The sequence below is a fragment of the Hymenobacter amundsenii genome, assembly GCF_002204745.1.
In the GTDB taxonomy this organism is placed as follows: domain Bacteria; phylum Bacteroidota; class Bacteroidia; order Cytophagales; family Hymenobacteraceae; genus Hymenobacter; species Hymenobacter amundsenii.
Map to the genome: position 1 here is coordinate 113,225 of NZ_NIRR01000007.1, position 16,758 is coordinate 129,982.

General features: G+C 61.3%; 16 protein-coding genes. 9 read left to right on the plus strand and 7 right to left on the minus strand.

Annotated features, from left to right (window positions below; translation table 11 throughout):
* The first annotated feature begins 276 nt into the window (after window positions 1–276).
* Entirely contained in the window at window positions 277–1,557 is a 1,281-nt protein-coding gene (gene serS / locus CDA63_RS06835) for a serine--tRNA ligase (protein ID WP_088463703.1), read from the plus strand.
* Window positions 1,558–1,727: 170 nt separating this feature from the next.
* Here serS and CDA63_RS06840 read toward each other — a convergent pair whose 3' ends face one another.
* The 4 genes from CDA63_RS06840 to CDA63_RS06855 form a co-directional block, all read right to left on the minus strand.
* On the minus strand, window positions 1,728–2,165 hold the full coding sequence (locus tag CDA63_RS06840) for an OsmC family protein (protein ID WP_088463704.1): 438 nt from the start codon (window positions 2,163–2,165) through the stop codon (window positions 1,728–1,730).
* Between the two features lie 3 nt (window positions 2,166–2,168).
* Window positions 2,169–2,474: a phosphoribosylpyrophosphate synthetase gene (locus tag CDA63_RS06845; protein ID WP_088463705.1), complete on the minus strand. Its 306-nt coding sequence runs from the start codon at window positions 2,472–2,474 to the stop codon at window positions 2,169–2,171.
* A gap of 88 nt (window positions 2,475–2,562) precedes the next feature.
* Window positions 2,563–3,621, minus strand: coding sequence for a glycosyltransferase family 9 protein (locus tag CDA63_RS06850; protein ID WP_088463706.1), 1,059 nt, complete (start codon window positions 3,619–3,621; stop codon window positions 2,563–2,565).
* A gap of 160 nt (window positions 3,622–3,781) precedes the next feature.
* Window positions 3,782–5,536: a DNA polymerase/3'-5' exonuclease PolX gene (locus CDA63_RS06855; protein ID WP_088463707.1), complete on the minus strand. Its 1,755-nt coding sequence runs from the start codon at window positions 5,534–5,536 to the stop codon at window positions 3,782–3,784.
* 88 nt (window positions 5,537–5,624) lie between these two features.
* On the opposite strand from CDA63_RS06855, the gene CDA63_RS06860 reads away from it, so the two are divergent.
* From CDA63_RS06860 to CDA63_RS06880, 5 genes are all read left to right on the plus strand, one after another.
* Complete coding sequence (locus CDA63_RS06860) at window positions 5,625–6,116, plus strand: hypothetical protein (protein WP_242434588.1); 492 nt, start codon at window positions 5,625–5,627, stop codon at window positions 6,114–6,116.
* 64 nt (window positions 6,117–6,180) lie between these two features.
* Complete coding sequence (locus CDA63_RS06865; RefSeq protein ID WP_088463709.1) at window positions 6,181–6,558, plus strand: hypothetical protein; 378 nt, start codon at window positions 6,181–6,183, stop codon at window positions 6,556–6,558.
* Between the two features lie 139 nt (window positions 6,559–6,697).
* Complete coding sequence (locus CDA63_RS06870) at window positions 6,698–7,150, plus strand: hypothetical protein (protein ID WP_088463710.1); 453 nt, start codon at window positions 6,698–6,700, stop codon at window positions 7,148–7,150.
* A gap of 100 nt (window positions 7,151–7,250) precedes the next feature.
* Window positions 7,251–7,661 (plus strand): EVE domain-containing protein, encoded by a 411-nt coding sequence (locus tag CDA63_RS06875; RefSeq protein WP_088463711.1) that lies wholly within the window; start codon window positions 7,251–7,253, stop codon window positions 7,659–7,661.
* A gap of 223 nt (window positions 7,662–7,884) precedes the next feature.
* Window positions 7,885–9,516 (plus strand): hypothetical protein, encoded by a 1,632-nt coding sequence (locus CDA63_RS06880; protein ID WP_088463712.1) that lies wholly within the window; start codon window positions 7,885–7,887, stop codon window positions 9,514–9,516.
* An 82-nt stretch (window positions 9,517–9,598) separates the two neighbouring features.
* Here the strand turns inward: CDA63_RS06880 and CDA63_RS06885 are convergent, their stop codons facing one another.
* The 3 genes from CDA63_RS06885 to CDA63_RS06895 form a co-directional block, all read right to left on the minus strand.
* Window positions 9,599–10,165 (minus strand): DUF4252 domain-containing protein, encoded by a 567-nt coding sequence (locus CDA63_RS06885; RefSeq protein WP_088463713.1) that lies wholly within the window; start codon window positions 10,163–10,165, stop codon window positions 9,599–9,601.
* 166 nt (window positions 10,166–10,331) lie between these two features.
* The gene (locus CDA63_RS21720) at window positions 10,332–11,804 is read right to left on the minus strand and encodes an OmpA family protein (RefSeq protein WP_088463714.1); all 1,473 of its coding nucleotides are present in this window, start codon (window positions 11,802–11,804) and stop codon (window positions 10,332–10,334) included.
* 362 nt (window positions 11,805–12,166) lie between these two features.
* Window positions 12,167–13,456 (minus strand): aminopeptidase P N-terminal domain-containing protein, encoded by a 1,290-nt coding sequence (locus CDA63_RS06895; protein ID WP_088463715.1) that lies wholly within the window; start codon window positions 13,454–13,456, stop codon window positions 12,167–12,169.
* 139 nt (window positions 13,457–13,595) lie between these two features.
* Between CDA63_RS06895 and CDA63_RS06900 the strand changes: the two genes are divergently transcribed.
* The 3 genes from CDA63_RS06900 (at window position 13,596) to CDA63_RS06910 (ending at window position 16,719) form a co-directional block, all read left to right on the plus strand.
* Window positions 13,596–14,663 (plus strand): glycosyltransferase family 9 protein, encoded by a 1,068-nt coding sequence (locus CDA63_RS06900; protein WP_088463716.1) that lies wholly within the window; start codon window positions 13,596–13,598, stop codon window positions 14,661–14,663.
* A 181-nt stretch (window positions 14,664–14,844) separates the two neighbouring features.
* Window positions 14,845–16,077, plus strand: a complete 1,233-nt coding sequence (locus tag CDA63_RS06905) for a M16 family metallopeptidase (protein WP_088463717.1) — start codon at window positions 14,845–14,847, stop codon at window positions 16,075–16,077.
* A 207-nt stretch (window positions 16,078–16,284) separates the two neighbouring features.
* A complete protein-coding gene (locus CDA63_RS06910) occupies window positions 16,285–16,719 on the plus strand; it encodes a YDG/SRA domain-containing protein (protein ID WP_088463718.1) in 435 nt (144 codons plus the stop codon).
* Window positions 16,720–16,758 lie beyond the last annotated feature (39 nt).

Consider the following 16,758-nt stretch of genomic DNA (forward strand, 5'->3'; position numbering starts at 1 on the left):
GCCTGAGCAAGCGGCTAAAAGCAGCCGCCCGAACTGGCGTTTTGCCTTTACGAGGCGGGCCCTAAAAAGATATACGGCTCGGGTTTGCCAACCAGCGCGGGAGACTTAGCGCCAAGTTGGCTGCCCCGTTCGTCTTTCCGGGTTAACTGCTATTTCGCCCCGCTGGTTCCCGGGTCCGGGTGGGCAGTATTTGCGGGCCGAAATAAGCCAAGGCTTTTTCTCCGGAATCAAACGGCTATTTTTACACCTTCTAATTCGCGTTTTCCACCTGCCGATATGCTGCAAGTTGCCGTCCTGAGAGAACAAACCGCCGCCGTGCTAGCGGGCTTGGCCAAACGAAACTACCCCACCGGCGAGGCCGACGTGCAGGCCGTACTCGACCTCGATCAGCGCCGCAAGGATCTGCAAACCAGCCACGATAAGGCCCAGGCTGAAGCCAACGAGCTGGCCCGCCAGATCGGAGGCCTGATGAAAACCGGCGACAAGGCTGGGGCCGAAGTGCTTAAAGCCCGCACCACCGAACTCAAGCAGCAAACCAAAGCCCATTCCGAGGAGCTGACCGAGGTAGAAAAAACCTTGCAGCAACAACTGTACAAGCTGCCCAACCTGCCCCACGAGAGCGTGCCCGCCGGCCGCTCGGCCGACGACAACGAGCTGGTGCGCGAATGGGGCACCAAGCCCGAGCTGCCCGCCGACGCCAAACCGCACTGGGACCTGATTGAGCAGTACGACATCATCGATTTTGCGCTAGGCAACAAAATTACCGGGGCCGGTTTCCCGGTGTATAAGGGCCAGGGGGCCCGGTTGCAGCGGGCGCTCATCAACTTTTTCCTTGATGAAGCCCGCGCCGCTGGCTACCTTGAAATTCAGCCCCCGATTCTCATTAATGAAGCCAGCGGCTACGGTACCGGCCAATTGCCCGACAAAGAGGGCCAGATGTACCACGCCACCGCCGATGACCTTTACCTCATCCCGACGGCCGAAGTACCCATCACCAACCTCTACCGCGACGACATTATTGCCCCCGACCGGCTGCCCATTCGCAACGCCGGCTACACGCCCTGCTTTCGGCGTGAGGCGGGCTCCTGGGGCGCGCACGTGCGGGGCCTCAACCGCCTGCACCAGTTCGACAAAGTAGAAATAGTACAAATCACGCAGCCCGAAAACAGCTACGCGGCCCTCGACGGCATGGTAGCCCACATCGAGGGGCTGCTGCAAAAGCTGGAGCTCCCCTACCGCGTGCTGCGCCTCTGCGGCGGCGACATGGGCTTTACCTCGGCCATCACCTACGACCTCGAAGTGTGGAGCGCGGCCCAGCAGCGGTGGCTGGAAGTGAGTTCGGCCTCGAACTTTGAAACCTTCCAGGCCAACCGCCTGAAGCTGCGCTACCGCCCCGATGGCGGCAAAACCCAGCTCCTGCACACGCTCAATGGCTCGGCTCTGGCCCTACCCCGCATCGTGGCCGCCCTGCTCGAAAACAACCAGACGCCCGAAGGCATCCGACTGCCCCAGTCCCTCCACTCCTACTGCGGATTCGACACGATTAAGGGCGAATAAATGAGTATCTGAAGCGTTATACCGCGCAACTTTTCAGGCACTTATATCCTGACCCGCTGCCCAAAGCCTGCTTCAGCATAAAGCCCCCGACGTGCGTACGTTGGGGGGCTTTATGCTGAAGCAGGCTTCTTCTAAAAGGGCCTCTGCCTATGATTCTGGTGCCTGAACGATCATACCAATGTCGTGACGATGCGCAGGCCAGCTTCCAGGGTTTTCTGCACCGGGCACTTGGAGGAAATGGTTTCCAGCCGTTGGCGCTGCTCGGTGGAGAGTGGGCCCAGCAGGCGCAGTTCCTTATCCACCTGCTCCAGTGTCTGGCCGGCTTTCTCGCACTGCTCGCAGTCCTGGGCGTGCACGCGGCCGTGGCGCAGGCCCACCTCAATACCTTCGAGGGGCCATTTTTTACGGGTGGCGTAGAGGCGGAGCGTGATGGCGGTGCAGGCGCCCAAGGCCGCGAGCAGCAGGTCGTAGGGCGTCGGGCCGCGGTCTTGGCCGCCCACGCTGGTGGGCTCGTCTACAAACCACGTGTGGCGACCGGCCTGTACGTCGGCCGTCAGGGTTTCGGGACCCACTTTTACCAGCACGGTATTCTCTTTGTTGTCAGTCATGGCTTAGCTCGTTGGCATGCTGAGCTTCTGCATCAGCGCGTCGTTGGCGGGGGCCGAGTAGGCGCCGTAGGCACTCACCAGCAGCCCCTTCACGCCCTGGTCCGACTCGATGGCGTACAGGATGCTCTCGTCGCCGGGGTCGGTTTCGCCTTCGAAGCGGTAGAACTCGCGCACCTGGAAGTGCTCGGGGTGCAGTTTTAAATCCAGCCCGGGGCAATGCAGGTACTCGTCGGTGAGGTTGAAATCCTGGTCGAAGCCGCGTTGTTGCAGGTCGCGGATGGCTTCGCTAAGCGTGTCGTACGTTTTCATGAGGGCTGCAGTAAGGGGGACACTAGCGGTACGACCACCCGGCGCAAACTGTTGTGCTTACCAGCCTCCTGCCCAATTACCCGTCGCCTCAGCGCCCGTCGATGGCCGGCGGCAGATCGAACACGATGTCGCGCATGCACTTGAAATGGCCTTTGGGGCACTCGGCGAAACCAATTTTAGAGCAGGGCCGGCAGCTCAGCCCTTCCACTTCCAGCACCCGAAACTCGGTGCGGTAAGGGTACATGCCAAAGGCCGGTACGGTGTTGCCCCACACGCTGATAATCGGCTTGCCAAACGCCGCCGCCACGTGCATCAGCCCGGTATCGTGGCTGACCACCAGCCGGGCTTGCCGCACCAAAGAAGCCGATTGGTTAAGGTTGAACTTCCCGCAGGCATTATAAATGATTGTTTTAGGGACCGGAGAGCTAGGGCTCGGGGGGAAATAGTACGGGCTGTCGGGAATACGGGGCACGGGAGCCGGCGAGGTGACCGCGCCCGCATCAAACGCCAGTTCGATAATGTGGCCGGTGGTTTCGTCGGTGGGGCCGCCGAGCAGCACCACCGGTTGCCGCAACAGCCCGCACAGCTCGATGATGCGCTCTACCGGCAGGCGCTTGGTGGCGTGCTGGGCCCCAATGGCAAAGGCCACGTAGCCCCGCTGAAAGGCGGGCGGCAGCGCCTCAGCCAAGTCCACTTCGTCGGCTTCGGGAATGAAGTAGTCCAGCCCCTGCTTGTCGTTGTGCACGCCCAACGGCGCGGCGGCGGCCAAGTAGCGGTCCACGATGTGCACCCGGGGCAGGGTGTCCATCTTCCAGTTCACCAGCAGCCATTTGCGGGCATTAAGCTTGTCGAAACTGCTCGATTTTACCCCCAGCCGGGCTTTAATAAGGCCAGTGCGCAGGTTGTTATGCAGGTCGATGATGAAGTCGAACTGCTCGGCCCGCAGCTCCTCCACCAACTCGCCCAGGCTCCCGGTCAGGCAATGCACCCGGTCGACGTAGGGGTTGTTTTCCACGATACCCCGGAACGACGGCTTGGTGGCAAAGTGCACCACGGCCCCCGCCACCTGCTGCTTCACCGCCCGAATAACGGGCGTAGTCAGCACGATGTCGCCGATGGAGGAAAACCGCAGAATCAGAATTTTCATTTATTCAGTTGAAGTTAAAAGAACGTGTCATGCTGAGCGCAGCCGAAGCATCTCTACCGTTTCGTTGAACGACTGCTACGAAGTGGTAGAGATGCTTCGGCTACGCTCAGCATGACGGTCTTTTGACTTCCTAAACAGCTTCATTCAGCCAACACAGCCACTACCCAAACAACGAGTCCTGGAATTCCAACGGCGGCTTTATGCCGGCTTTGCGCTTCGCAAAATACGCGGCCGCCTCCTCCACCGACTTCGTGTTGAAGGTCGTGGCTTTGGTGAGGCCACCTTTGCGGCCCATGAACACGCCGTAGCGCATGTCGGCGTAGCCGTTGGTGTGGTGGGCATCGGGGTTGATGCTGAGCTGTACGCCCTGCTCCAGCGCGTAGTGCACCCAGCGCCAGTCGAGGTCGAGGCGCCAGGGGTTGGCGTTGATTTCGATGATGACGTTGTGCTGGGCGCAGGCGTCGATGACGGCCTTGTGGTCGAGTGGGTAGCCTTCGCGGCGCAGCAGCAGCCGGCCGGTGGGGTGGCCGAGCATGGTGGTATACGGGTTTTCGATGGCCCGCAACACCCGGGTCGTGGCCTTGCGCTCGTCCATTTTGAGGTTCGAGTGCACCGAGGCCACGATGAAATCGAAGGTTTCGAGCACAGCCGGCGGGTAGTCGAGGCTGCCATCCGACAGAATATCCGACTCGATGCCCTTGAAGATGCGGAACGGGGCCAGTTCCTGATTGAGCTGGTCGATTTCCTGGTGCTGCTGGCGCACACGCTCCACCGGCAGGCCGTTGGCATAGTGGGCAGCCTGCGAGTGGTCGCAGATGCCGAGGTACTCGTAGCCGCCGTCGCGCAGGAAGGTGGCCATTTCGCGCAGGCTGTGGGTACCGTCGGAGTAGGTGCTGTGGTTGTGCAGCGAGCCACGCAGGTCGGTGGGCTCCAACAGCTGGGGCAGCTTGTTTTCGCGGGCCAGCGGCAGCTCCCAGAGGCCTTCGCGCAGCTCGGGCTCCACGTATTGCAGGCCGGCGCGCTCATAAAGCGCCTGTTCGGTAGCGAATTGCTCCCGCTTGAGCCACTGGCGCAGGCTGGCCGGCTGGCCGGGCAGCAGCTCGGCAGCCAACGCGCCGGCCAGGTGGGCATCGGCGGCCGACGTCAGCAGCAACTGGTTGGTGAACTCAGCGGGGGCCACCAGCAGCACTTCCACTTTCACGCCCGAAGTGGTGGCCGTGCCGCGCCAGGCAAACGGGCCACTGCGGCGCGGGTCGGGCGTGAGGCCATCGAGGCCGTTGAGTAGCTCATGGGCGGCGGCGGGCGCGGTGGTGGCCACCACCAGCGTTACGGTTTCGATGGTTTCGAGGCGGCGGCGCACCTGCCCGCTCACGGCGGCCTGGGTGGTGCCGGGGGCGGTTTCGAGACGAGCCAGCAGGTCGTGGGCCAGCTCCTCGCCCTGCGGATAGAGCAGCTTGCCCCGGCTCTGGTCGGTGAAGTCCAGCGCGTCGAGCAGAGCCTGCTGGGTTTTCTGGCCGAAGCCTTTCAGCTGGCTTACCCGGTCGGTTTCGGCGGCCTCGCGCAGCTGGGCGGCATCTTCAATCCCCAGTTCTTTCCAGAGGCTACGAATTTTCTTGGGCCCGATACCCTTGATTTTGAGCAGTTCGACCACGCCGGGCGGGGTAGCGGCCAGCAGCCGGTCGAGGTCCTCGAACGAGCCAGTATCGAGCATTTCGGCCACTTTGGCGGCGGCCGTTTTGCTCAGGCCCGTGCGGTCGGGCAGACCGGTGCGCTCCACGTCGGCGACCGGGAAGCTCAGGGCCTCCAGGGCGTTGGCAGTGCCTTCGTAGGCCCGGATTTTAAACTGATTCTCGCCGTGCAGCTCCAGTAGCTGGGCCGCCAGGCGGAAGGCTCGGGTAAGGGCGCGGTTGTCCATAGCAGGCAAAGGTAATCGGTAAGGGGTAGTTGGCAGTTGCCAGGAAGAGGAACGTCATGCTGAGCGAAGCCGTAGGCGGAGTCGAAGCATGACGTTCCTCTTCCTGACAACCGACAACTGGCAACTGGCAACTGACAACTTCTTATCTTCCCAACTCCCAAACGCCACCATCATGCGCCTATTCACCACTTTTGCCGGCCTGAGCGTACTGCTGCTGGCTGCCACCTGCAACCCCGACTCGCAGGGCAGCGCCGATACGCCCCCCAACCTCAAGCAGCTCGAAGGCACCTGGCTGCACGCCCAAGAGGAAGACCAGGGCGAAGTGCGCGTGTACCGGCCCAATACCTATGCTTTCCCGCCCTCGCGGGGCCGCACCGGCTTTGCCTTCGACGCCAACGGCCTGTTCACGCAGTACGACATTGCCCCCACCGACGGCCTCGAAGGCCATAAGGGCCGCTGGAAGGCCCAGAACGACCACACCATCCGCGTGAGCCTCGACGACAAAAAGGAGCCCGACTACCTGCTCGAACTCGTGTCGTTGGAAAATCAGGTGCTCAAGGTGAAGCGCAAGGATTTGTAGCCGTTGCAACCATTTGGCGGCGCGGGCCCTCTTCCTGCCAGGAAGTTCCCCTATACCCCTTGCTATGCGCTACCTACTTTATTCATCCGCCGCCGCCTTGCTCACCCTGGCTGGCTGCCAGAAATCGGACCCCGAGCCAGCCGCCATTCTCAACCAGGACTGGTTCAATACCTTTGAGCCGGGCAGCAAGGGGTACACCATATTTGCCAACACCCGCCAAAACCAGCCCCGGCGCTACTATGGGTTCCGCCTCAACGCCGATGGTACTTACCTAGAGTATGACCTTGGGCCCGTAGATGTTCCGGTAGAGCGCCCCGGCACCTGGCGCCGGGAGGGCAATCTGAAGTACCGGATTACCTTCACCGATCCTGACCGCTCGGGATACCTGTTACGTATCAGCAACGCACAGGACAAGCAATTACAGGCCCGCCGCGATTACTAAAGCGGTAGCCCCTCGCCGGAGCTCGTCGGCCGCGGCCGGCTGACTCCGCCTCCAACAAACGGCGTGTGCTTGGCTAATGCTGAAGGCGCTTTGCAGGGGATACTCTGGCTTTTATCACATCTTTTTAATCCCTTAGCTCATGCGCACTTTCTTACTGACGATGCTGGCCACCGGGGTCATGGCACTGAATGCCTGCACGACTAAGGTTACGGAGGCCCCGGCAGAAAAACGGGAGGGCGGTCAGGTGCTCGATTCCCAACTACAGGGTCGGCTCTGGATCAACTCCTACGAGGCTCAACCCAACAAAACGCCCACCTACCGCCCCGAAGGCTATACCTGGGCCACGCCGCCCCAGCGCTTCAGTATGCCCATTGAGGGCGGCGACGGGTTCCGGCTCGATGCTGATGGCAAGGGCGTTTACATCGCGCCCGGTATTGGCGCCGGGCCTACCACCCACCCGGTCACCTGGCAGCGCGACGACCCCAACAGGCCTATTTTCCGTCTTCATGTAACCGATAATTCGCGGCCCGATTTGCGGCTGGAAATTGTATCGGTCACGCCCGACCTGCTCACGGCCCGCTACCTGCCCTAACCGGCCCGCTCCCATCCCATCGGCTTACCGGCCCGGTTGCCCCAGCAGGGTGGCCGGGCCGTTTTGCGTTATGTTTGCAAGGTTTCCCATCTGTTTTGCTATGAATTACTGGCTCGTTAAATCTGAACCCGCCGCCTACTCCTGGGCCGATTTCACCCGCGACGGCGGCACCGACTGGACCGGCGTGCGCAACTACCAGGCCCGCAACTTCCTGCGCCAGATGCAGCCCGGCGACCTGGTGCTTTACTACCACAGCGTGAGCGACAAGCAGGTAGTGGGCCTGGCCGAAGTAGCCGCCCCCGCCGCCCCCGATGCCACGGCCCCCGCCGGCACCGACTGGGTAGCCGTGCGCCTCACGCCCCGCGAGGCTCTGCCTACGCCCGTTACCCTGGCCCGCATCAAGCAAGACGAGCGCCTGAGCCAAGTGGCCCTGCTCCGTCAGTCGCGCCTTTCGGTGATGCCGTTGCGGCCCGCCGAGTTCGATGTGCTGCTGGAGCTGGGCGCGGGCTAAGGCGAGGTGGCGAGTCTGACGTTCTAGGAACCAAGAGGCGCAAATGGTACAACCAGCGCCCTCAAACGTCAGACCCGTCATTCCATCACCTCCCTGTTTTGCCTTTTCCGTGTGGATTTCGGGCAGCAGAAGCATCATCTTGGGGCCCGGCGTGTTAGGTAGGCCGCGGGTTTCCGCGTATCTTACGTAAGCACCTCTTACCAGGCACTTTCCGGCCCATGTTATGAGATATTTCTACCTCCTGCTCTGCCTGTTGATTCCCGCTGCCGGCGTGCTAGCGCAAAAAGCGAAAGGCCCCAAGCCAGACTTGGTGCCCACCCAGCGGTTCCGCACCGAACTGCTACTCGAAACCTACAACAGCGACGTGCAGGTGCAGCCGTTGGCCGAAGACAGCAGCGTGGTAGTGCTCGTTGAGCGTGATGCCGGCTTGGTGGGCAAGCCCGAGTACTTTTTTCAGAAGTTCGACCGGCAGCTGCGGCCCGCCGCGCCCCAGCCCATCGAAGTACCCCGGGGCTACGATTTCCAGCGCATCTGTGCCGAGGGCACCGATGTGTACGCCCTGTTTAGTGGCACGGTGGAAAGCACGCTCTGGGTGGCCGCCTACGATACGCGCACCGGCGAACTGGGCACGGGGGAGTTCAAGACCAAGCGCGTCCGCGAAATCCACGACCTCAAGGCCCTCGAAGGTAACTTGTTCGTGACGGTGGAGGTCAACCAGCACCTGACCGTGCTGGTCCTGAACCTGCACACAGCCCAGTTCAAATTTCTGCCCTCGGTGTACGAGCCGCTGCCGGCCCGTTTCACGCTGCTGGCCGATTCGGCTACCAAGCGGGCCGAACTGATTCTGAGCGAATCCAACGGCTTCAAATCGCGCCTCCAACTCAAGCAACTCGACGACGACGGCCGCCTGCTGCGCTCCGAGTTTGTGCAGGCCGGCAGCGACCGGGGCCTGCTCGATGCCCAGCTCAGCTCCGGCGACAGCGCCGCCCGGGTGTTGGCCGGTACCTACACCCTGCGCGACTCGCGCTACTCGCAGGGCCTGTTTGCCGCCGACCTCACGGCCGGCGTCACGGCGACCGGGCAGCGCCGCTCACTACGCTTCTATGACTTCCTCAACTTCAAGCACTTCTTCGATTTCATGAAGCCCGCCCGGTTGGCCCGCATGCGCCAGCGCAACGACCGCCTGCGCTCGACCGACCGCCAGTACCGCCACCGCTACCAGTTGCTCATGCACGACATGCTTCCGACGGCCGAGGGCTTCGTGCTGGTGTCGGAGGTGTACCATGAACGCTACAGCGGTTCTTATACCGGCTCCGGCTACCCTGGCTACGGCAACCTGAATGGTTTCGGCTATCCTTCCCGCTACAACAATTATTATGGCAGCAGCAGCAATAACCGCCGCGCCCCCGCTGGCTACCATACCAGCCACGCCCTGGTTTGTGGCTTCGACCGCCAAGGCAATTTGCTTTGGGACAACTCCTTCCTGCTGAAAGAAATGGAGCGCTACCAACTCGAAGAAACCGTTTGTACCCGCCTGCTGCCCGACGGCCGGCGGCTGGTGCTGGCCTACATCAAAGACGACCAGTTTTATTACAAGCTCATCGACCAGACTACCCCTTCGTCTAACGACTGGCAGGTAACGTTGCGCACCGCCCCTACCAATGCGCCCGAAAACACCATCGACAAGGCCACCAATACCAACCAGGAACACCTGCTTCCCTGGTACGGCAGTCATTTTCTGGCTATTGGCTACCAGCACGTCCGCACCGAAAAAGGCCCCGGCCGCGACATTTTCTTCCTCAACGACCTGAGTTTTGAAAGCGAGCAAGCTGGGAGTGTAAGCGTTGAAAAGTAAATAGCCGGCTCGTTGGAGCCGGCTATTTTTTTGGAAACCAGAAAAGGACTTCAGGTGCCGGGTAGCTTGCCAGGCTTCTGCACTAAAGCCCGCCGGCCAGCACGTTAGGTAATACTTTGCTCAGTTGCGCCACCTGTTCGCGGGTGAAACTACCGGCCACCGATACCAGCACGAATGAGTCGGTGGTTTGCTGCTGGCCCACGGCCACGAACTCGGTTACCTTACCGCCCTGCTCGCGCACCGAATAGCGCAGCTGGTTCGGGATATCGGGGTCGGCGTCGGCAATGGCTAGGGGGGTGTACCGTTCGTTGGCCAGCAGGCCGGCTACTTCCTCGTTTAGGCCCTCGGCTACCAGCCGGCGGGCCCCGCCGCTGGTAGGCGTGAAGGTGATGAAACGGGCGTTACGCACCGATGAAAGCGCTTGGCTGATGTCGGTGCCGCCGCCGAGCTTACTTAAGCGGCCCAGTAGTAACCGCGTCATGAGGCCCGCGTTCCAGTCGCTGGCCTTAAACCCGGGCTGGTTTTCGTACTTAGTGAAGAACTGAGCCACCGTACGGGCGGGCGTACCCGGGCCGCTGGCCCGGCAGCCGGCCAGCAGTAGCAGGGCCACGGCCAAGCTCAGAGAAACGGAGCGGAATGTGAATTTCATAGGAGAAGGAAAGGAAGAAGAAAGGATACTAAAACCGGACTGGTAGCCCACTGGCTGTACGCAAGGCGCCGCCAACCGTTCGGTGCTCCTACTGGGGGCAGCAAAAAAACAAAAAAAGCGGCGTACCCACTGGGCACGCCGCTTTTGTTGGAGTTACCCCGCAGCCTTACGGCTGGGGAGCGTTCGGGATGAAGAATTCGAAGTGGAATTCTACCCGACGGTTTTTATACATTTCGGTAAGCGTGGCGTTCGGTACTGCTGGGTCCGACTCACCTTTAGCATCGGTTACAATGCGGGCCGGATCAACCTGCTTACCGGTGAAGTAACGCTTCACCGAACTTGCACGACGCTCCGAGAGAGCCATGTTGTACTCGTCGGTGCCGCGCGAGTCGGCGTGGCCTACCACGCGCAGGCTATACTCAGGGTGGTCCTTGAGAGCCTGCACCATCTTGTTGAGCGTACCATACGAGCGACGCTGAATCACGGTGCTGTTCGTCTCAAAGTTGACGTCCTGCTCCAGCTTACGTACTTCAGCATCTACCTCTGGGCAACCGTTGGCATCTACTTTCACGCCGGCTGGCGTGTTAGGGCAACGGTCAAGGTCGTTGGAAATACCGTCGCCGTCAGCATCCGTTACCAAGGGGCAACCGGTAGCATCCACCTGGGTGCCGGCGGGGGTATCGGGGCACTTGTCGTTCTTGTCGGCTACGCCGTCGCTGTCAGCATCTGGGCAACCGCGCAGGGCGGGCAGGCCAGCCTGGTCGGGGCAGTCGTCGTCTTTATCAGCCACACCGTCGTTATCGCGGTCGGGACAACCCATCATGGCAGCCGTACCGGCTTCGGTTGGGCACTGGTCCTGGTAATCCGGAACGCCATCTTTGTCGCCGTCAAGCGGGCAGCCGTTTTCGTCCACAGCTACGCCGGAAGGCGTGTCGGGGCACTTGTCTTTACGGTCCGATACGCCGTCGGCGTCGGTATCCTTGGCTTTGCCCAAGTTGAAGCTCAGGCCCAGCTTGTGCTGGAGGTAGCGGTCGTTCTTCTTACCAACGTTGGTAATGCCGTCCACCTGGTCGGTGAGCGGGTAGTGCTGTCCAGTCTGGATGAACAAACCCACCGACTCCGAGAAGTTTAACTTGATACCGGCCGCAGCCTGGATATCAAACGCGTATACATCGGAGTTGCCGACGATGCGGTCGTTGATGTCGTAGAGGTCGGGGCTGGCGAAGAATACGCCGGGCTGTACCACCAAGTAAGGCGCGATGAACGCGTCCTCTTTCAGGGCCCAACCGTTGTTGAGCTTCAGCTTGATCGGGATGCCCACGTTCACCACGTTGGCGTCGAAGCGACGGATGGGATAATAGGTGTTCTTCGGGTAGTCAGCCGAGAACTTCATGTCGCCGTAGCTTAGGTCCAGACCAATGTCGAGGCCCGGAGCAATGTAGCGACTTACCGTCAGGCCGAGGCCGTATTCTACCTTGTCGTGCTTGAACCACTCCGACCCTAGGTCGCCGTGGTACTGCAGCCAGTTGTAGTACACGCTGATGTTCGTTTTACGGTCCGACGTCTGCGCTTGCGCAGCGGGAGTCAACGAAAGCATCGCGAGACCAAGGGCCGCAATGGAGGTTAGGATTTTCTTCATAGGAAAAATGGTTTTGTAGGGGCAAAGGTATTTCTAATTGCGCTTATGTGTACTCCAACTGCCAACGCGAACTGGAAGCACCCTATGCTGCCTATACCGGCCCGCACAAAATTAGGTTACTCTAATATGTCTTTAATTTTTAGGGGCCATTGCATCAGCACGGACTTACTACACTGTCTTTCAATATATTGTATCACATTTAAATACTAATCTAGGCAAACGAACTACTGCTTACCCGCGCTGGCACCAGCAACGCCCCGGCGGCGCTGCCTACCTCAAAAAAACACCGCAACGCGCTTTTCTGGCTGAGAGAAGCGTGTTGCGGTGGTTTTTTTTGAGGTGGGCAGCGCGGGCCAGAAAGCCTAGCGCCGCATCAGCCGTTCAATGTCGTCGGCTTCGAGCGGGATGTTTTTCATCAGGTCATCGGGCCCGTTTTTGGTGATGACAATGTCGTTTTCGAGGCGAATGCCCAAGCCCTCGGCCGGAATGTAAATGCCCGGCTCGCAGGTGTACACCATGCCCGCCTCGAAGGTGCGGTACTTATGGCCCACATCGTGCACATCGAGGCCCAGATAGTGGCTGGTGCCGTGCATGAAATACTGCTTATAGAGTGGCGCGGCGGGGTCTTGGTTCTTCACGTCCGACTCGTTCAGCAAGTCAAGCTTGATGAGTTCCTGCTCCATGTCGCGGCCCACGGCGGCGTGGTAGTCCTCGATGTTGCCACCCGGTACGAGCCGGGCCGTGGCCGACTTCATAACCCGCAACACGGCCTCGTAGACCTGGCGCTGGCGCTTGGTGTAGGTGCCGCTAATCGGAATGGAGCGCGACAAGTCGGCGGCGTAGTTGGCGTACTCGGCTCCGAAGTCGAGCAGCATCACATCGCCGGCCTGGCACTCGCGGTCGTTGCTGACGTAGTGCAGAATGCAGGCGCTGGGGCCGCTGGCGATAATGGAGCCGTAGGCCGGGCCGCGGGAGCCGTTGCGCAGGAACTCGTGAAAAATCTCGGCCTCCACCTCGTACTCCATCACGCCGGGCTTCACGAAGCCGAGCAGGCGGCGGAAAGCGGCCTCGGTGAGGTCGGCGGCCTTCTGCATAAGCCGGATTTCCTCGGGGCTTTTGATGGCCCGTAACTGGTCGAGCAACCGGGCGGCGCGGCGGTACTGGTGCAGCGGGTAGGCCGCCTGGAGGCGCTTGATGAAGCGGGCGTTGCGGGTCTCGACCGCCACCACGGCCCGGATGTGCTCGTTGGCGGGCAGGTACACGTGGTCGGCCTCGTTCATGAGAGCGGGCAGCACCGACTCGAACGAATCGAGCCACATGATGGTGCGCACACCGGTTTGCTCGCGGGCCTGTTCTTTGGTGAGCTTGTAGCCTTCCCAGATGAGGATTTCGGGGCTGGTTTCCTTAAGAAACAGAATTTCGCGGTGCTGGGGCAGGGTGGCGTCGGGGCAGATAACGAGGATGCTTTCCTCCTGGTCCACGCCGCTCAGGTAGAACAAGTCGTTGTTCTGGCGGAAGGGCATAGTGCCGTCGGCGTTGGTAGGCATGATGTCGTTGGCCTGGAAGATGGCCAGCGAGGCAGGCGGCAGCAGTTCGCGGAAGCGGCGGCGGTTTTCAATGAACAGATCGGGCGAAATAGGGCCGTAGCGCATAGTAGCGGGAATGAGGTAGAACGGATGGAGTGCCGCCGGAGCGGCCGGGCCAAGTTAAGTAGTAATAGAACGTCATTCTTCGCTGCGCTCTGAATGACGTTCTATTTCGCCCCGACCACCGCCGTATCTTTGCCGCCCTATGCCCGCTCCTGCTTTGCCTTCGGCCCCGCCCGCACTCCTGCTCATCCAGACCGCCTTCATCGGCGACGTGATTCTGGCTACGGCGCTACTCGACTACCTGCACCGTACCGAGCCCACAACACCGGTCGATTTTCTGGTGCGCCGCGGCAACGAGGGACTGCTCAAAAACCACCCCCACGTGCGGCGGGTACTGGTCTGGGACAAGCAGCAGGCGAAGTACCGGGGCCTGGGGCAGCTGTTGAAGCAGATCCGGCGCGCCGGCTACGGCCGCGTCATCACGCTTCAGCGTTTCGCCAGCACGGGGTTGCTGACGGCCCTTTCGGGTGCCCCCGAGCGCATCGGCTTCGACAAGAACCCGCTGGCTCGCCTCTTTACCCGCACTGCGCCCCACGTTATCGAGGATGGGGTGCACGAGGTAACGCGCAACCTGCGCCTACTGGCTCCTACCTACAACGGCCCGGTGGTGCCGCCCCGCCTCTACCCCACCGCCGACGACGAAGCGGCCGCACAGGCCGCCGTGTTGCCGGCAGCGGGCCAGCCCTATATCTGCATTGCGCCCACATCGGTGTGGTTTACCAAGCAGTTCCCCGAAGAGCAGTGGCTGAAGCTGCTGGCCGCGCTGCCCGCACAGTACCCCGTTTTTCTGCTCGGCGGCCCGCCTGATACGGCCGCTTGCCAGCGGTTGCTGGAAGCTGCCAACCGGCCGGGCCTCGTGAATCTGTCGGGGCAGCTGTCGTTGCTAGCCTCGGCCGCTCTTATGCGTGGAGCGGTGCTTAATTACGTCAACGACTCGGCCCCCATGCACCTGTGCTCGGCGGTGGGCGCCCCGGTCTGCGCCGTGTACTGCTCCACAGTGCCGGCCTTCGGTTTTGGCCCCCTGAGCCCGTTCTCGCGCATCGTGGAAGTGCCGGAAGCTCTCGAATGCCGCCCCTGCGGCCTGCACGGTTACCGGGCCTGCCCCCTGGGCCACTTCCGCTGCGCTCACGATATCCGGACGGCGCAGCTGCTGGCCGTGCTGGCTGAAGCAACCCCACCCCAACCCCTCCCCAAAAGGGAGGGGCTTTAGTTCTAGAATTTTAAAAAGCTAAAACTAGAGCCCCTCCCTTTTGGGGAGGGGTTGGGGTGGGGTCTGTCATTGTATCTTTGCAACCTGCCGCGCCTGTGCGTGGTTATACTGGGCCGGGCGCAGGACGAACTTGCTTAAACGCGAGTCGCCGAGCCCGCAAGACCCTAAGATCCCTCTAAGAATGTCTGACTACGACCTGTACGAGTTGCCCAACGGCATCCGGGTACTGCATAAGCAGGTTTTGCACACCAAAATTGCGCACTGCGGGTTTCTGCTCGATATTGGTTCCCGCGATGAGAAGCCCCACCAGCTCGGGCTGGCGCACTTCTGGGAGCACATGGCTTTCAAGGGCACCCACAAGCGCAAGAGCTTCCATATTCTCAACCGCCTCGAAACCGTAGGCGGCGAGCTGAATGCCTACACGACCAAGGAGAAAATCTGCTTCTACGCCTCGCTCCTCAGCACCCATTTCGAGCGAGCTTTCGAGCTGCTCACCGACCTCACCTTCAACTCCGTCTTCCCCGAAAAGGAGATTGAGAAGGAGCGCGGCGTGATTCTGGAGGAAATGGCCATGTACCAGGACGCCCCCGAAGACGCCATCATTGACGACTTCGACGACGTAGTATTCGCTCGCCACACACTGGGCCACAACATTCTGGGCACCCGCGAAAGTGTGTCGGGCTTCCAGCAGGCCGATTTCCACCAGTTCCTGGCCGACAACGTGCGCACCGACCGGGTGGTATTCAGCTCGGTGAGCAACCTGCCCTTCAAGGAGGTAAAGCGCCTGGCCGACAAGTACCTGGCCCCGCTGCCCGCCCGCCTCGGCGACCGGCCCCGGCTGGCCTTCAGCGGCTACCAGCGCCTCGACCGGCTGGAGCACAAGCCCATTACCCAGGCCCACTGCCTCATCGGCGGGCCGGCCTACGCCCTGCACGACGAGCGGCGGATTCCATTTTTCCTGCTCAGCAACCTGCTCGGCGGCCCCGGCATGAACTCGCGCCTCAACCTGGCGGTGCGCGAGAAGTATGGCCTCGTCTATACCATCGACGCCACCTACTCGCCCTATACCGACACGGGCCTGTTCGGCATCTACTTCGGCACCGAGAAAAAGCAGGTGAACCGCACCGTGACGTTGGTGCAGAAGGAGCTCAAGCGCCTGCGCGAACAAACCCTGGGCACCTCCCAGCTCCACACCTCCAAGGAGCAGCTGATGGGCCAGCTGGCCATGGCCGAGGAAAGCAACGGCGGCCTGATGCAACTGCTGGCCAAAAGCACGCTCGACATCGGCCGGGTCGAGGGCATCAACGAAATCTTCGAGCGTGTCCGCCGCATCACGGCCCCCGAACTGCGGGAGCTAGCCAACGAAATCCTCACCGACGACAACCTGAGCGTACTCCAGTACGTGCCGGAGTAGCGGTGAATGAGTGAATGAGTGACTCGGTGAATGAATAAGAACGGTCATTCTGAGCGAAGCGGAGCGCAGTCGAAGAATCTCTACCGTGATGGTAATCTAATGTCAGCGTCACTATTGGGGTAGAGATTCTTCGACTGCGCTCCGCTTCACTCAGAATGACAGTTTCTTCCCACTTGTTCTCACTTCTTAGTCACCACCTCACCGCGCATGCCCCACTTCGGCCACCTCAGCTACTACCGGCCGGGTGATGTGCTGGAGAATCGGCTGGCCCTGAGCCGGGCCGGGCTGCACCGGCCGACGCGTACGGGCGTGAGCGGATCGGCGGCGGAGGGGGCCGATTCCATCATTCTGGCCGATCAGTACGCCGACGACGACTTCCGGGAAGACGACCTGACGTATTCGGGCAGCGGCGGCCGCGACCCGCGAACCGGCCGGCAAACCACGAACCAGGAAATGAGTGGCCGCAACCTTTACCTGCGCCGCAGCCTCGAAACCGGCCAGCCGGTGCGGGTTTTCCGCCGGATTGCGGTTGCAACGGGCAGCGGCTACCGCTACGAAGGGCTGTACCGGGTGGTAGAAACGGTGTACGAGGCTGGTAAGGCGGGCTTTCTGGTCTGGAAATTCCGGCTGGTGCCGCAGTAGGGCTAGGTGCTGCCACCTCACGTTAAGAGGAATAAATTT

Excerpts from the sequence above, each read along its gene's own strand:
- serS (WP_088463703.1), top strand. The coding sequence starts at position 277 with ATGCTGCAAGTTGCCGTCCTGAGAGAACAAACCGCCGCCGTGCTAGCG.
- CDA63_RS06840 (WP_088463704.1), bottom strand. The coding sequence starts at position 2,165 with ATGACTGACAACAAAGAGAATACCGTGCTGGTAAAAGTGGGTCCCGAA.
- CDA63_RS06845 (WP_088463705.1), bottom strand. The coding sequence starts at position 2,474 with ATGAAAACGTACGACACGCTTAGCGAAGCCATCCGCGACCTGCAACAA.
- CDA63_RS06850 (WP_088463706.1), bottom strand. The coding sequence starts at position 3,621 with ATGAAAATTCTGATTCTGCGGTTTTCCTCCATCGGCGACATCGTGCTG.
- CDA63_RS06855 (WP_088463707.1), bottom strand. The coding sequence starts at position 5,536 with ATGGACAACCGCGCCCTTACCCGAGCCTTCCGCCTGGCGGCCCAGCTA.
- CDA63_RS06860 (WP_242434588.1), top strand. The coding sequence starts at position 5,625 with ATGACGTTCCTCTTCCTGACAACCGACAACTGGCAACTGGCAACTGAC.
- CDA63_RS06865 (WP_088463709.1), top strand. The coding sequence starts at position 6,181 with ATGCGCTACCTACTTTATTCATCCGCCGCCGCCTTGCTCACCCTGGCT.
- CDA63_RS06870 (WP_088463710.1), top strand. The coding sequence starts at position 6,698 with ATGCGCACTTTCTTACTGACGATGCTGGCCACCGGGGTCATGGCACTG.
- CDA63_RS06875 (WP_088463711.1), top strand. The coding sequence starts at position 7,251 with ATGAATTACTGGCTCGTTAAATCTGAACCCGCCGCCTACTCCTGGGCC.
- CDA63_RS06880 (WP_088463712.1), top strand. The coding sequence starts at position 7,885 with ATGAGATATTTCTACCTCCTGCTCTGCCTGTTGATTCCCGCTGCCGGC.
- CDA63_RS06885 (WP_088463713.1), bottom strand. The coding sequence starts at position 10,165 with ATGAAATTCACATTCCGCTCCGTTTCTCTGAGCTTGGCCGTGGCCCTG.
- CDA63_RS21720 (WP_088463714.1), bottom strand. The coding sequence starts at position 11,804 with ATGAAGAAAATCCTAACCTCCATTGCGGCCCTTGGTCTCGCGATGCTT.
- CDA63_RS06895 (WP_088463715.1), bottom strand. The coding sequence starts at position 13,456 with ATGCGCTACGGCCCTATTTCGCCCGATCTGTTCATTGAAAACCGCCGC.
- CDA63_RS06900 (WP_088463716.1), top strand. The coding sequence starts at position 13,596 with ATGCCCGCTCCTGCTTTGCCTTCGGCCCCGCCCGCACTCCTGCTCATC.
- CDA63_RS06905 (WP_088463717.1), top strand. The coding sequence starts at position 14,845 with ATGTCTGACTACGACCTGTACGAGTTGCCCAACGGCATCCGGGTACTG.
- CDA63_RS06910 (WP_088463718.1), top strand. The coding sequence starts at position 16,285 with ATGCCCCACTTCGGCCACCTCAGCTACTACCGGCCGGGTGATGTGCTG.